The following is a 14,066-nucleotide window of genomic DNA, read 5'->3' as shown; positions in this document are numbered from 1 at the left end:
GATGACGAGTCCGGCGCCGCGTCGGCCGACTGATCTCCCCCCGGCCTCCCGGGAGGCCGTCGCGACCGTGGACGCCGATCCGCGATCCCCCACCAAGCTGCTGGTGACCGGTGGTGTCGGCACCGGGAAATCGACGGTGATGGCGGCGGTGCGCGGGTCGTTGCGGGCGTCCGGCCGCCCCGTGGTGTCGCGGCCACTGCGGAGCGGCGATGCGGTGGACTCCGCAGTCGTCGTGGACGACGCACACCTGCTCGGCGCCGACGACCTCGACCGCCTCACCGAGCTGGTCGCCGATCCTGCCACGACGGTGGTGGTGGCTGCCGAACCGCTCGCTCACCACCCGTCGCTGCGAGGCCTCGCGACCGCGCTCGAACGCGAGAACCCTGCCGTCGCGCTGGGACCGCTGTCACCGGCCGAGGTGGGCCGCAGCGCCGCGGTACTGCTCGGCACCCCGCCTGCGGTGGAACTGGTCCGAGTGGTCATGTCGGCGACGGCCGGGCTGCCCTTTCTGCTCGGTCCCGCGCTCACCGCGGCCGCCGACGGCGCCGCCGCGGTGCGGCAGGCAGCCCGCTTCGCGCTGATCGAACGGCTTCGCCGCCTCGACGGGCGGCTACTCGACACGCTGCTCGTCTCCTCCCTCAGCGGTGACCTCGGACCCGACGACGTCGCCGCCGCGCTACGGATGCCCTCGGACGCGGCGCTCACGGCCGTGGACCGGGCCCGCGCCACCGGGTTGATCGAACCGTCACACCCGCCGGGCTTCGTACGGACGGTGCACGACGGCATCGCCCAGATCGTCGGTGCGGCAAGGCATCACGACATCGAGGTATCGGTGCTGTGCTCGCAGCTCGACCTGTCGACGCTGACCGCGGAGCTGGCGTTGCGGATCGCCGAGCACGGTGTGCGCGACGACCGGCTGGCCACCGCACTCACCGACCTCGCCGCCCGGACCGCCGGACACCCGGCACGGGCCGCACAGCTCTACCGGGCAGCCTCCGACGCCGGGGCCACTGCGCTGAGCGCCCGACTCGCCGACGCCCTCGCCCTCACCGGGGACTGCGTGACCGCGGGGCGGCTGGCCGACGAGCTGTTCACCTCCCCGGACAGCGATGAGCGGGCCGCCGCGGTGCGGATCGCGGCGAGCATCGCGCTGCACGACGGCAGCGCCGCGCAGGCCAACGATCTGTTCCGCTGGCTCGGCCCGGCACCGGACGCCGTCGTCGGCGCCGCGGCCACCGTCGCGGCGTTGGCCGCCGGGGACGCTTCCGCGGCCAGACAGACCGCGGAAGCGCCGATCTCCGGTCCCCCGACGTCCACGGCCAGGGCGGCACGCAGCATCACCGAGGGACTGGTGATGACACTGGACCGGCCGTACCCCGTCGCGGTGGCGCGGTTGAGCCAGTCCATCGACGCCGACTACGGCGCCTCCGGTGGCCAGGCCCACGTCGTCCCCGACACCCCCGCCGCGCTCGTGACGCTGGCTGCACTGCACGGCGGCGATCCGGTGCGCGCCCGCAGCGTGATCGCCCGCGCGGTGCGCAACTCCCGCCCCGGCGATCAGACCGAGCGCGCCGATGCGATTTTTGTCACTCACCGACACCGGCTGTTGTTGGGCTGGGCGCACATGCAGGACGGGCAACTCCAGGCTGCCGGTGCCGCCGTTGCGGCCACCCAGCCGCTGCACCGTCGCGACGCCCTGTGGGCGAGCGCGCTGCAGACCGCCATCGCACGGCGCAGTGGTGACAGCGGCGCCATGCAGAAGCACTGGTATTCGGCGATGGAGGTGCTGGCCGAGTGCTCGGCGGATCTGTTCGGGCTGCTGCCGCTGGGCGAACTGTGGGTAGCCGCAGCCCGGATGCGGCAGATCGATCAGCTGCAACACGCCCTGGACGAGGCCTTCGCCCTGCTCGCCGGATTGGGCGAGCCGGTGCTGTGGTCGGTGCCGCTGCATTGGGCGGGAGTGCACGCCGGCATCCTCGCCAACTCCCCGGACGCCGTCGCCCCGCACGGTCAGGCGTTGACGGCGGCCGCGCCACACACCCCTTTCGCCAAGGCGCTGGCCACAGCGGGTCGGACCTGGCTTCGTGTGCTCGCCAATTCTGTCGAGACGGACGAGGTGGCCGCCGCGGCGCGGGCGCTGGCGCAGTTCGGTCACACCTGGGACGCCACCCGGCTGGCGAGCCAGGCCGCCCTGCAGACCACCGACCCACGGGTGTCGCAGGCGATGCTGCAGCTGGCCCGCGACCTCAAGCAGACCGTCGTGAGCCCGGAGCTGCCCGACACCGACGCGCCGGACGACCGCGCCGCCGCCCTGTCCGGCGGCCCGGCCCGGGCCGCCGCACAGCTGTCCGATCGGGAACGCGAGGTCGCCGAGCTGTTGCTCAACGGCATGCCCTACCGCGACATCGGCGCACAGCTGTTCATCTCAGCGAAGACGGTCGAACACCACGTCGCCCGCATCCGCCGGCGGCTCGGTGCGGAGTCCCGCTCGGAAATGCTGTCGATGCTGCGGGCCTTGTCGGACCCTCCCGCGCCGGAGTGACTTAGGACAGCCTTCGTAGCGCCCTTTCCCAGCAGGATGTAACTATGAGCAGGCACCGAGCAAAAGTTACTCGTCGGTAACCTGGACTAAGTTACCTGCTGGTAACCTCATCACCGGAGGACACGCGTGGATACGCAGATGCTGATACGGATCGTGGCCGGGGTCCTGATGATCGCCGTCATCGGCGTGTTCGCTGTCAAGCGGGTGCTGTGGCTGACGAAGCTGATCCGGTCCGGCCAGCCGATGAGCGAGTCCAACAACCGCAAAGATCACCTGCAAAAGCGCATCACCACCCAGATCGAGGAAGTGTTCGGGCAGACCCGGCTGCTGAAGTGGAACACCGCCGGTATCGCGCACTTCTTCACGATGTGGGGCTTCTTCATCCTGCTGACCGTGTACATCGAAGCCTTCGGCCTGCTCGTCGACCACGACTTCCACATCCCGCTGATCGGCCGCTGGGACGCACTCGGCTTCCTACAGGACTTCTTCGCCGTCGCGGTGCTGCTCGGCATCATCACGTTCGCGATCATCCGCATCGTCCGCGAGCCCAAGAAGCACGGCCGTGACTCCCGGTTCTACGGCTCCCACACCGGCGGCGCCTGGCTGATCCTGTTCATGATCTTCAATGTCATCTGGACCTATGCCCTGGTCCGCGGCGCCGCCGTCAACACCGATGTGCTGCCGTACGGCAACGGTGCATTCTTCTCGCAGCTGATGGGCTGGTTGATGGCGCCCCTCGGCTACACCGCCAACTCCTGGATCGAGACACTGGCGCTGCTGGCCCACATCGGGGTGGCCTTGGGCTTCGCCTTGATCGTGCTGCACTCCAAGCACCTGCACATCGGCCTGGCCCCGATCAACGTGACCTTCAAGCGGCTGCCGAACGGCATGGGCCCGCTGCTGCCGGTGGAGTCCAACGGCGAGATCGTCGACTTCGAGGATCCCGCCGAGGACGCGGTGCTGGGCCGCGGCAAGATCGAGGACTTCACCTGGAAGGGCTTCCTCGACATGACCACCTGCACCGAGTGCGGGCGTTGTCAGTCGCAGTGCCCGGCGTGGAACACCGGCAAGCCGCTGTCCCCGAAGCTCGTGATCATGAACCTGCGCGATCACATGTTCGCCAAGGCGCCGTACTTCCTCGACGGCAAGGAAAGCCCGCTGGAGAACACCCCCGAGGGTGGTCTCGGCGAGGAGATCCGCGGCGAGAAGCACGATGAGAAGCACTCGCACGACCATGTTCCGGAATCCGGCTTCGAGCGCATTCCCGCCGATTCCCCGCTGCAGGCAACCCGCCCGCTGGTCGGGACCCTCGAAGAGGGCGGCGTCATCGACCCCGACGTGCTGTGGTCGTGCACCACCTGCGGTGCCTGCGTGGAGCAGTGCCCGGTGGACATCGAGCACATCGACCACATCGTCGACATGCGCCGCTATCAGGTGATGATGGAGTCTGAGTTCCCCGGCGAACTCGGCGTGCTGTTCAAGAACCTGGAGACCAAGGGCAATCCGTGGGGTCAGAACGCCAAGGACCGCACCAACTGGATCGACGAGGTCGACTTCGACGTGCCGGTCTTCGGCAAGGACGTCGAATCGTTCGAGGGCTACGAGTACCTGTTCTGGGTGGGTTGTGCCGGCTCATTCGAGGACCGGGCCAAGAAGACCACCAAGGCGGTCGCCGAGCTGCTCGCGACCGCAGGCGTGAAGTATCTGGTGCTCGGCGAAGGCGAGACCTGCAACGGCGACTCCGCCCGCCGCTCCGGCAACGAGTTCCTGTTCCAGCAGCTCGCCGCGCAGAACGTGGAGACGCTCAACGGACTGTTCGAGGGCGTCGAGCGGGTGGACCGCAAGGTCGTCGTCACCTGCCCGCACTGCTTCAACACCCTCGGCCGGGAGTACCCGCAGGTCGGCGGCAACTACACGGTGCTGCACCACACCCAGCTGCTCAACCGGCTGGTCCGCGACAAGAAGCTGGTCCCGGTCAAGTCGGTGGACGGCGACGGCGGCGGAGCCGACATCACCTATCACGACCCGTGCTACCTGGGCCGGCACAACAAGGAGTACTCCGCGCCGCGTGAGCTGATCGGCGCCTCGGGCGCGAAGCTGACCGAGATGCCGCGGCACGCCGACCGCGGGCTGTGCTGCGGTGCCGGTGGCGCCCGGATGTGGATGGAAGAACACATCGGCAAGCGCGTCAACCAGGAACGTGTGGAAGAGGCCATGGACACCGGCGCCTCCACGATCGCGACCGGCTGCCCGTTCTGCCGGGTGATGATCACCGACGGCGTCGACGATGTCGCGGCGAGCCGGGACGTGGAGAAGGCCGAGGTGCTCGACGTGGCCCAGCTGCTGCTGGGTTCGCTCGACAAGAGCGCCGTCACGCTGCCCGAAAAGGGCACGGCGGCAAAGGAAGCCGAGGAACGCGCGGCACGAGTGGCGGCGCAGGCACCGGCCAAGGCCCCTGCCGCCGCAGAAGAGGCTGCAGCTGCGGAAGCCAAGGCAAGCACGGCCACGGAAACCAAATCGTCGGCTCCGCCGACGGCAGCCGAATCGTCGGCTCCGCCGACGGAAACCAAGCCGGTCACCGGCCTCGGCATCGCGGGCCCAGCCAAGCGCCCCGGCGCCAAGAAGTCCGCCGAACCCGCCGCCTCCGCACCCGCCACCGCGCCGAAGGGCCTCGGCATCGCCGGGGGCGCCAAGCGACCCGGCGCGAAGAAGACCGCGGCCGCGCCGGCCGCCGACAGCGCTCCAGCGGCCGCCGACGCTCCGGCCGATGCTCCGGCCAAGGCGGAGCCAGAGGTCAAGGGCCTCGGTATCGCCGGGGGCGCCAAGCGTCCAGGCGCGAAGAAGACTGCGGCGAAGAAGGTGGCACCCAACGAGGGTGAGCCGACGGTCGTCCAGCCGCCGAACGTCGATCCGGACAAGGCCGAAGCCGGCACCGAATCGGCGGACACCGCGGACTCCGATCGTGGTCTGGAGAGCAAACCCGAGCCCGAGGTCAAGGGCCTGGGCATCGCCCCTGGCGCCCGTAGGCCGGGAGCCAAGAAGGCGCCGGCCGCTGCTCCCCCGCCGGCGCCGGAGCCTGCCGCCGAGCCCGCCCCCGAGGCGGCTGAACCGGAGTCGAAGACCGAGCCGACGCCGCCGGCGACCGGCAACGGCGAGGCCGGGGTCGTGGGCGACGAGCCGCCGGTGAAGGGGTTGGGCATCGCCAAGGGCGCCCGCCGCCCCGGCAAGAGATAACTGGATCGGCGCTCGACCGTGGGCCCTGGGTACGCAGCACCGCCATTCTGCGTACCCAACGCCCACGGTCGGCGCAGATTCGATAATCGCTGGACGCCGGTGGGACACTGATCTGCGTGAGCACCCATCAGTTGCCGTGGCAGGCAACCGGCCAGCACGGCCGAACACGCACGTTCACGCAGTCGAGCAAGCTGCAGGACGTCCTGTACGAGATCCGCGGACCCGTCCACGAGCATGCGTCGCGCCTGGAGGCCGAGGGCCACCGGATCCTGAAGCTCAACATCGGCAACCCGGCGCCGTTCGGTTTCGAAGCGCCCGACGTGATCATGCGCGACATCATCGCGGCGCTGCCGAATGCGCAGGGCTACTCGGACTCCAAGGGCATCGTCAGCGCACGCCGGGCGGTGTTCACCCGCTACGAACTCGTCGAGGGGTTCCCGCGTTTCGACATCGAAGACGTGTATCTGGGCAACGGCGTCTCCGAGCTGATCACGATGACGCTGCAGGCACTGCTCGACAACGGCGACCAGGTGCTCATCCCGGCGCCGGACTACCCGCTGTGGACCGCATCGACGTCACTGGCCGGCGGCACCCCGGTGCACTACCTGTGTGACGAGACGCAGGGCTGGCAGCCCGACATCGCGGACCTGGAGTCCAAGATCACCGAACGCACCAAGGCGATCGTGGTGATCAACCCGAACAACCCCACCGGCGCCGTGTACACCCGCGAAGTCCTCAACCAGATCGCCGAACTGGCCCGCAAGCACGAGCTGATGCTGCTCGCCGACGAGATCTACGACAAGATCCTCTACGACGACGCCGAGCACATCGCGCTGGCCACGGTGGCGCCCGACGTCCTGACGCTGACCTTCAACGGGCTGTCCAAGGCCTACCGGGTGGCGGGCTACCGGTCCGGCTGGCTGGTCATCACCGGTCCGAAGGAACACGCCAGCAGCTTCATCGAGGGCATCAGCCTGCTGGCCAACATGCGGCTGTGCCCGAACGTGCCTGCACAGCACGCGATTCAGGTAGCCCTCGGCGGCCACCAGAGCATCGACGACCTGGTGCTGCCCGGCGGCCGACTGCTGGAGCAACGCGACGTGGCGTGGACCCAGCTCAACGAGATCCCCGGGGTGTCGTGCGTGAAACCCGAAGGCGCGCTGTACGCGTTCCCGCGCCTGGACCCCGAGGTCTATGACATCGCCGACGACGAGCAACTGGTGCTGGACCTGCTGCTGCAGGAGAAGATCCTGGTGGCCCAGGGCACCGGTTTCAATTGGCCGACACCGGATCACCTACGGATCGTCACGCTGCCGTGGGCGCGTGACCTGGCCAACGCGATCGAACGGCTGGGCAACTTCCTGGTCAGCTACCGGCAGTGACGGCCTGACCGGCGGTACCCATACCCTGTCCGGGTGGCCCACTCACATTCACACTCGCATTCGCTGAGCGGTCCGTCCCCGTTCGGGCCACTGGCGGCCAAGATCGTCGTCGGGCTTCTGATCGCCTGCGGCGTCGCGACACTGATCGGGGCGGCGCTGCTGTGGCCCAGCGGGCAGAAGGCCGACATCCCGTTGCCGTTTCAGAACGCCGCCGGTGGCGCGGTGACCACCGAGGCCGGCCACGTCCTCTCCAGCAGGTCCGCGCCCTGCGGGAGTCCCTCGGCGGGGGCGGTGCTCACCGCCGACCCCATCCCCGCCCAGCAGGAAGGCGCGCCGTGCGTGCAGAACCTGGTGGCCATCGACTCCGGTCCCAACCAGGGCGCGAACACGCTGCTGGAGTTCAGCGGCGGCCCCGGCCAACCGAGTCTCGCCGTCGGCGACGAGGTCCGCCTGAGCCGAACGGTCGACGAGGGCGGCGCCACCACCTACGCGTTCTACGACTTCGCGCGGTCGTGGCCGCTGGCGGCGCTGGCAGCGGTGTTCGCGGTGGTGATCGTCGCGGTAGCACGCTGGCGCGGGCTGCGCGCCCTGGTCGGCATCGTCATCGCGTTCGGGGTGCTGGTGCTGTTCCTGCTCCCGGCGCTTCGCGACGGCGCACCCGCCGTGCCGGTAGCAGTGGTGGCCTCCTCCGCGATCCTCTATGCGGTCATCTACCTCGCCCACGGGGTGAGCCTACGGACCAGTGCCGCCCTGCTGGGGACGCTGGCCTCGCTGTTCCTGGCGGCCTTCCTGTCCTGGGGCGCAATAGAGTTCGCCCATCTCACCGGGCTGTCCGAAGACCAGAACAACGAGGTGGCCGCCTACCTGGGCAACGTGTCGATCACCGGGCTGCTGCTGGCCGGATTCATCATCGGCTCCCTCGGTGTGCTCAACGACGTCACCGTCACCCAGGCGTCGACCGCGTTCGAGCTGGCCGCGGTCGGCGACGGCGCGTCCCGGCGGGAAGTGTTCGTCGGGGCGATGCGGGTGGGGCGTGACCACATCGCCAGCACTGTCTACACGCTGGTGCTGGCGTATGCGGGTAGCGCGCTGCCCCTGCTGTTGCTGTTCAGCGTCGCGAACCGGTCGCTGGGTGACGTGCTGACCAGCGAGAGCGTGGCGATCGAGATCGCCCGTTCCGCGGTGGGCGGGATCGCGCTGGCGCTGTCGGTGCCGCTGACCACCGGTATCGCCGCACTGCTGGCGACGCCGTCTAGCGCTCCAGAAGCTCCAGCAGATAGGCGCCGTACCCCGACTTGAGCAGCGCCTGCGCCCGCGCGGCGAGCGCGTCGTCGTCGATGAAACCGACCCGCCACGCGACCTCCTCGGGCACGCTGATCTTCAAGCCCTGCCTGCGTTCGATGGTGCGCACGTAGTCGCTGGCGTCGAGCAGTGAGTCGAATGTTCCGGTGTCCAGCCAGGCGGTGCCGCGCGCCAGCACCTCGACCGACAGCCGACCCGCGTCGAGATAGGTCTGGTTGATCTCGGTGATCTCGTACTCGCCACGCGCGGACCGGCGCAGTGACCGTGCGATGTCCACGACGTCGTTGTCGTAGAAGTACAAACCGGGCACCGCGTAGTGTGACTTGGGTGCGGCCGGCTTCTCCTGCAGTGACGTCGCCGTGCCGTCGGCGCCGAACTCGATCACCCCGTAGGCCGACGGGTTCGCCACCCAGTACGCGAAGATCGCTGCGCCGCTGACGTTCTGGAACCGGCTCAAACTCGTTCCCAGCCCGGGTCCGTAGAAGATGTTGTCGCCCAACACCAGTGCCACGGAGTCGTCTCCGATGTGGTCGGCGCCGATCACGAATGCCTGAGCGAGGCCGTCCGGCTGATCCTGGACGGCGTAGCGCAGATTGATGCCGAGATCGGCACCGTCACCGAGCAACCGGTGAAATCCCGGGGCGTCCTGAGCCGTCGTGATCACCAGGATGTCGCGGATGCCCGCCATCATCAGCGTGGACAGCGGGTAGTAGATCAGCGGTTTGTCGTAGACGGGCACCAGCTGCTTGCTGACGCCCATCGTGATGGGATACAGCCGGGTGCCCGATCCCCCGGCCAGGATGATCCCGCGCATCAGCCGGTCAGATCGGCTTCGGTCAGCTCGGTCGCGGCCAGTGCGGCGGCCAGGTCATCGTGCCGGAACACCGACGTCACCTTGTCGTGGACCACCCGGAACGCGGTGGCGGCCGAGCCGGTCTCACCGGTCACCGACGTGATGCGCTGTTCGACGACGACCACGCCGTCGTGGACGTAGATCCGTCCGGGCTCGGCCTTACCGTCGAGATCGCGCGCCCATTCGGTCAGGGCGGCGTGCCCCTGGCCGGCGCCGTGGGCGTCACCGATCTCGATGTCGTCGCTGGACAGCGACAGCAGCGTGTCGAGGTCCCCGGCGTTGAGTGCGTCGTGCCAGGCAAGAACAGTGGCCATCTCCGAAGTGGTCATGTCCGCGAAACTACTGCAAATGTTCGTCTCCGACGAAGTGCGCCATCAGTACGGCGTGCTGTCCAGCCAGGCCTGCCAGACGGCGGTGTCACCGAACACCTCGAGCCCGGCCTCGGCCGCGGTCTTGCGCCGCACGGTGGCCAGCAGCAGTTCGGTGACGGGTCCGCGCAGCGCGACGCTGCCCTTGCTGTGGCTGTGCGACCACCACACGCCGTCCTCGTCGTGGACGATGGTCCATTCCCCCGTCGGCCCCAACTTCTCCTCGGTGGCGTGCAGGTGGATCGACTGCCCGCGGTCCAGCACCACGGAGTTCCGCCGGTCGACGCAGGCCCGCTCGAGCCATTCACTGAGCGCGTCACCGGCCAATTCGGGCGGCAGCTCGAACTCGGCGCCCACGGCCAGCGCCGCGTCGGCGCGGTGCACGGTCGCCTCGTGCAGCCGCCGGCGTATCCACCATCCCGCCGGCCGGGGGCCGATGAACGTCCATACCCGGGCGTCGGAACCGACCCGGTCGACCGCGTCGATCACCAGCTGCGCGCCGTCGTTGAGCCAGTCGATCGCGGCGTCGGCGTCCTCGGGCGGCTTGCCGTCGCGCACGTCGCGCGGATCCAGCGGCTGGCTGCGCCGGTCGCTGATGATCTGTGCGGCCCAACGATTCCCGCGGCCGACGTGCCGGAACAACTCCCGCAGTGTCCAGTCCCCGCAGGTGGGCACCGGTGTCGCAGGATCCGCCGACTTGATCAGGTCACCGAAGGCTCGAGTCTGCTCGAGCAAGGCTGCTCGGAAGTCCACCTCATGAACCTAACGCGGCGCGCGCCGTGCCAAGGGTGATCGGCAAGGTTGACCATCCCCGCAGCACCCGGGTGTCACGCCGGCTGCCGGCCCCTGCCAACCGCGCGTCGGGGTACCGCTCGAAGAACGTCCGCAGCCCCACCTCGCCCTCGGCGCGCGCCAGCGCGGCCCCCAGGCAGAAGTGCCGTCCGCCGGAGAACGACAGGTGTTTTCCGGCATTGTCGCGCTCGATGTCGAAGCGGTGCGGGTCGTCGAACACCTTGGGGTCGCGGTTGGCGCCGGCCAGGTGGATGATCACCAGCTCACCGCGCTTGATCGCGGTGCCGGCGACCTCGACGTCCCGGCGGGCGAAGCGCGCGCTCATCTGTACCGGCGAATCCAGCCGCAGGATCTCCTCGACCGCGGTGGGCCACAGCTCTGGGCGGGCCGACAGGGCCTCGAGGTGTCCGGGGGTGTCCAGCAGCATCCGGATGCCGTTGCCGAGCAGGTTCACCGTGGTCTCGAAGCCCGCTGCCAGCACCAGGCCGGCGGTGGCCTGCAGTTCGCGTTCGGAGAGCCGGGCCCCCTCGGCGGAGTCCTCGCTGGCCTGGATGAGCTGGCTCATCAGGTCGTCGCCGGGGTTGCGGCGCAGCCGCTGCAGGTGCCCACCGAGCCAGTCGTTGAACCCGACCAGACCTTCGTGCACCTGCATGTACTGCCGCCAGGACAGCCCGATGTCGAGGCCGGGCGCCCCGAGCTCCCCGAAGTGCAGGATGTGCTGGCGGTCGCGCTCGGGCACGCCGAGGATGTCGCTGATCACCGCTACCGGCAGCTGCGAGCAGTACCGCTCGACGATGTCGACGACGGCGCTGCCGTCGCCCCGGTATTCGGCCTCGAGGTCGTCGAGCAGCTGGTCGGCGGTCTGCTGGACCCGGTCGCGCAGCGCGGCGACGGCCCGCGGGGTGAACACCGAGGACACCAGCTTGCGGCAGCGGGTGTGGTCCGGCGGCTCGATCGACAGCAGCGAGGGCGGCTCGATCGGGTGCAGCAGCCCGGGATGGGTCTTGTCGTTGATCCACCGCAGCGGCTTAGGCAGCCCGGCGCCCAGCGACGACACCCGGAAATCGTCGGAACGCAGCAGCTCGTGGGCCACCTGATGGTCAAAGGTCAGCAGCACCGCCCGGCACCGGATGATCGGGCCGCGCTCGCGCAGTTCGTCGGCGAACGCTGCGGGGTCGGCGCGGACGTCCGGGTCGGAGATCAGCCGGGCCTGCGGGTCACCGCTGCGGCGGGCGCCGACCTTGGACAGTCCGCGGATCACTCCGTGCAGGGCCAGCCACCGGATTCGTTGCTGCAGTTCGACTGCCATCACCCGAGTTTAAGCAGGGGTCGCAGATCGGCCAAGGAATCGAAGAGATGCCAGATGTAGGACGACGAGCCGTTCTCCCGATGAGCGTGCAGTTCGGCCAGGTCGGGGTCGTTGCGGTAGCTGTCGAAGGCCTCCTTGGAATCCCACTCGACGAGGATCATCACCGTTCGCGGCTCGATGTCGCCGGTGACGGATTCGCGGAACTGCCCCAGCGCGACGACGCGGCCGCCGTGGTCGGCGACCTCCTTCGGTGAGCGCTTCGAATAGGCCAGGTACTCGTCGCGGTCGGCGATGTCGAACAGGTTCAGCGCGTACACGGTCATGGCCGCGAGGCTACGCCGCCGTCGGCGCCCCCTCCGCCCGGCCCAACGCGTGAACCCGCCAGCCCGCCTGTCGCCACAGCGCGGCGTCGAGGCAATTGCGGCCGTCGACAACAACTTTGGCGCGCACGATCTGCGCCAGCGTCTCGGGTTGCAGCTGCACGAACTCGTTCCATTCGGTCAGCACCAGCACCGCATCGGCCCGGTCACAGGCCTCCACCGCCGTCGTCGAATAGTTCAGGGTGGGGAACACCCGCCGCGAGTTCTCCATCGCCTTGGGGTCGTAGACGTTGACGGTGGCCCCGTTGAGCTGCAGCATTCCGGCCACGTTCAGCGCGGGCGAGTCACGCACGTCGTCGGATTCGGGTTTGAACGCCGCGCCGAGCACCGCGACGTTCGCGCCCAGCAGCGAACCGCCGCACGCCCTGGTGGCCAGCTCCACCATCTTGACCCGGCGACGCATGTTGATGCTGTCCACTTCGCGCAGGAACGTCAGCGCGTGGTTGGCGCCGAGCTCGCCGGCACGGGCCATGAACGCGCGGATGTCCTTGGGCAGGCAGCCGCCGCCGAATCCCAGTCCTGCGTTGAGGAATCGCCTGCCGATGCGGGCGTCGTATCCGAGTGCGTCGGCCAGCAGGGTGACGTCGGCGTCGACGGCTTCGCACACCTCGGAGATCGCGTTGATGAACGAGATCTTGGTCGCCAGAAAGGCATTCGCCGACACTTTGACCAGCTCGGCGGTCTGCAGGTCGGTCAACAGGAACGGCACCCCGTCGTCGAGGAGGGTTGCATACAGCGCACGGATGGCGTCTTCGGCGAACACCGAATCTCGTTGCACGCCAAGCACGATGCGATCGGGATGCAGGGTGTCGTGGATGGCGAACCCCTCGCGCAGGAACTCCGGGTTCCACGCCACCTCGACACCGACCCCGTCGGCGGCGAGGCCGCGGGCACGCTGACACAGCTCGGCGGCCGTGCCCACCGGCACGGTGGACTTGCCCACGATCACCGCGGGACGCCGCAGCAGCGGGACGAGGGTGTCGATCACCGCGTACACATGGCGCAGGTCGGCGCCGTATTCGCCCTTCTTCTGCGGGGTGCCCACGCCGAGGAAGTGCACGTCGGCGAACTCCGCGGCCTCCGCGTAGTCCGTGGTGAAACGCAGCCGGCCGTCGTGCAGGTTGCGCTGCAGCATCTCTCGCAGGCCCGGCTCGTAGAACGGCACGTCACCGCCGGAGAGCTTGGCGACCTTGCCCGGGTCGATGTCGACACCGATCACGTCGTGGCCCAGCTCGGCCATCCCCACCGCGTGGGTCGCTCCGAGGTATCCGGTACCGAACACGGTGCATCGCATACTGCCTCTCTAGGCAGCCGGGATGAGCTGGCCGCTACGCGACACTGAGCGCCGGGCCAACGGCAGGTGAATGCTAGCCGCGGCCGCCGTCGGACGAGCAGAACACCAGGAAGCAGCCGTCGCCGTTGAGGTCGCCGGGCACCCCGCTACCCGAGCTTCCACGCGAGGAGCCGGAATTACCGGATCCGCGGCTGGAGGCGTCAGACCCGCGACTGCCGCTCCCGCCCGAGGCGCCCGAGCCGGAACCCCCGCTGGAGCCGGAGCCGCTACCGGGCAGCGGCCACTGGGACTGTTGCGGGACCTGCGGAACTGTCGGGACCTGCGGCACGGTCGGGCGCGGTGTCGTCGGCACCACCGTCGTCGGCACCACCGTGGTCGGCCGCGGCGTCGTGGGTTGCGGCGTCGTGGGTTGCGGCGTGGTGGGTCGCGTGGTCTGCGGCGCCTCGGCGTCGTCCCCGGGGTCGTCCTCGGCGTCGTCCTCGGCGTCGCCCCCGGCGTCGTCCCGCTCCCACGGCGGTTGCCACCGCGGCCATTCCGGCTGCGGCAACACGATCACCGGGGGCGGTACCACCACCGGGGGTGCGACCACCGGGGGCGGGGCCACCGGGGC

10 protein-coding genes and 1 pseudogene are annotated in these 14,066 nt (G+C 69.4%); 4 read left to right on the top strand and 7 right to left on the bottom strand.

Annotation, left to right across the window (positions count from 1 at the left end; translation table 11 throughout):
• Nucleotide 1: 1 nt before the first annotated feature.
• From iniR to BEMPMBAN_RS08745, 4 genes are all read left to right on the top strand, one after another.
• Nucleotides 2-2,542, top strand: a complete 2,541-nt coding sequence (gene iniR / locus BEMPMBAN_RS08760) for an isoniazid response ATPase/transcriptional regulator IniR (RefSeq protein ID WP_159229983.1) — start codon at nt 2-4, stop codon at nt 2,540-2,542.
• 126 nt (nt 2,543-2,668) lie between these two features.
• The gene (locus BEMPMBAN_RS08755) at nt 2,669-5,776 is read left to right on the top strand and encodes a (Fe-S)-binding protein (protein WP_200845921.1); all 3,108 of its coding nucleotides are present in this window, start codon (nt 2,669-2,671) and stop codon (nt 5,774-5,776) included.
• 116 nt (nt 5,777-5,892) lie between these two features.
• Entirely contained in the window at nt 5,893-7,158 is a 1,266-nt protein-coding gene (locus tag BEMPMBAN_RS08750) for a pyridoxal phosphate-dependent aminotransferase (protein WP_425294953.1), read from the top strand.
• 33 nt (nt 7,159-7,191) lie between these two features.
• Entirely contained in the window at nt 7,192-8,457 is a 1,266-nt protein-coding gene (locus tag BEMPMBAN_RS08745) for a YibE/F family protein (protein ID WP_159229981.1), read from the top strand.
• Here BEMPMBAN_RS08745 and rfbA read toward each other — a convergent pair.
• The 7 genes and pseudogenes from rfbA to BEMPMBAN_RS08710 all read right to left on the bottom strand — a co-directional run.
• On the bottom strand, nt 8,411-9,274 hold the full coding sequence (gene rfbA, locus BEMPMBAN_RS08740) for a glucose-1-phosphate thymidylyltransferase RfbA (RefSeq protein ID WP_159229980.1): 864 nt from the start codon (nt 9,272-9,274) through the stop codon (nt 8,411-8,413). The genes BEMPMBAN_RS08745 and rfbA overlap by 47 nt on opposite strands.
• A complete protein-coding gene (locus BEMPMBAN_RS08735) occupies nt 9,274-9,642 on the bottom strand; it encodes a nuclear transport factor 2 family protein (RefSeq protein WP_159229979.1) in 369 nt (122 codons plus the stop codon). The genes rfbA and BEMPMBAN_RS08735 overlap by 1 nt, the downstream gene beginning before the upstream one ends.
• Nucleotides 9,643-9,687: 45 nt before the next feature.
• Nucleotides 9,688-10,434 (bottom strand): maleylpyruvate isomerase family mycothiol-dependent enzyme, encoded by a 747-nt coding sequence (locus BEMPMBAN_RS08730; RefSeq protein WP_159229978.1) that lies wholly within the window; start codon nt 10,432-10,434, stop codon nt 9,688-9,690.
• 1 nt (nt 10,435) lies between these two features.
• Nucleotides 10,436-11,782, bottom strand: coding sequence for a cytochrome P450 (locus BEMPMBAN_RS08725; protein WP_159229977.1), 1,347 nt, complete (start codon nt 11,780-11,782; stop codon nt 10,436-10,438).
• On the bottom strand, nt 11,782-12,105 hold the full coding sequence (locus BEMPMBAN_RS08720) for a DUF1330 domain-containing protein (RefSeq protein WP_159229976.1): 324 nt from the start codon (nt 12,103-12,105) through the stop codon (nt 11,782-11,784). The genes BEMPMBAN_RS08725 and BEMPMBAN_RS08720 overlap by 1 nt, the downstream gene beginning before the upstream one ends.
• A 10-nt stretch (nt 12,106-12,115) precedes the next feature.
• Nucleotides 12,116-13,456, bottom strand: coding sequence for a UDP-glucose dehydrogenase family protein (locus tag BEMPMBAN_RS08715; RefSeq protein ID WP_159229975.1), 1,341 nt, complete (start codon nt 13,454-13,456; stop codon nt 12,116-12,118).
• Nucleotides 13,457-13,529: 73 nt separating this feature from the next.
• A pseudogene (locus BEMPMBAN_RS08710) lies at nt 13,530-14,066 on the bottom strand (hypothetical protein); the annotation flags it as partial.

The sequence above is a fragment of the Mycolicibacterium austroafricanum genome (genome assembly GCF_902705885.1).
In the GTDB taxonomy this organism is placed as follows: Bacteria; Actinomycetota; Actinomycetes; order Mycobacteriales; family Mycobacteriaceae; genus Mycobacterium; species Mycobacterium vanbaalenii_A.
The sequence above is the reverse complement of the archived record's forward strand: the minus strand, read 5'-3'. Positions and strand labels throughout refer to the sequence as shown.

Excerpts from the sequence above, each read along its gene's own strand:
- BEMPMBAN_RS08725 (WP_159229977.1), bottom strand. The coding sequence starts at position 11,782 with ATGGCAGTCGAACTGCAGCAACGAATCCGGTGGCTGGCCCTGCACGGA.
- BEMPMBAN_RS08720 (WP_159229976.1), bottom strand. The coding sequence starts at position 12,105 with ATGACCGTGTACGCGCTGAACCTGTTCGACATCGCCGACCGCGACGAG.
- BEMPMBAN_RS08735 (WP_159229979.1), bottom strand. The coding sequence starts at position 9,642 with ATGACCACTTCGGAGATGGCCACTGTTCTTGCCTGGCACGACGCACTC.
- BEMPMBAN_RS08715 (WP_159229975.1), bottom strand. The coding sequence starts at position 13,456 with ATGCGATGCACCGTGTTCGGTACCGGATACCTCGGAGCGACCCACGCG.
- iniR (WP_159229983.1), top strand. The coding sequence starts at position 2 with ATGACGAGTCCGGCGCCGCGTCGGCCGACTGATCTCCCCCCGGCCTCC.
- rfbA (WP_159229980.1), bottom strand. The coding sequence starts at position 9,274 with ATGCGCGGGATCATCCTGGCCGGGGGATCGGGCACCCGGCTGTATCCC.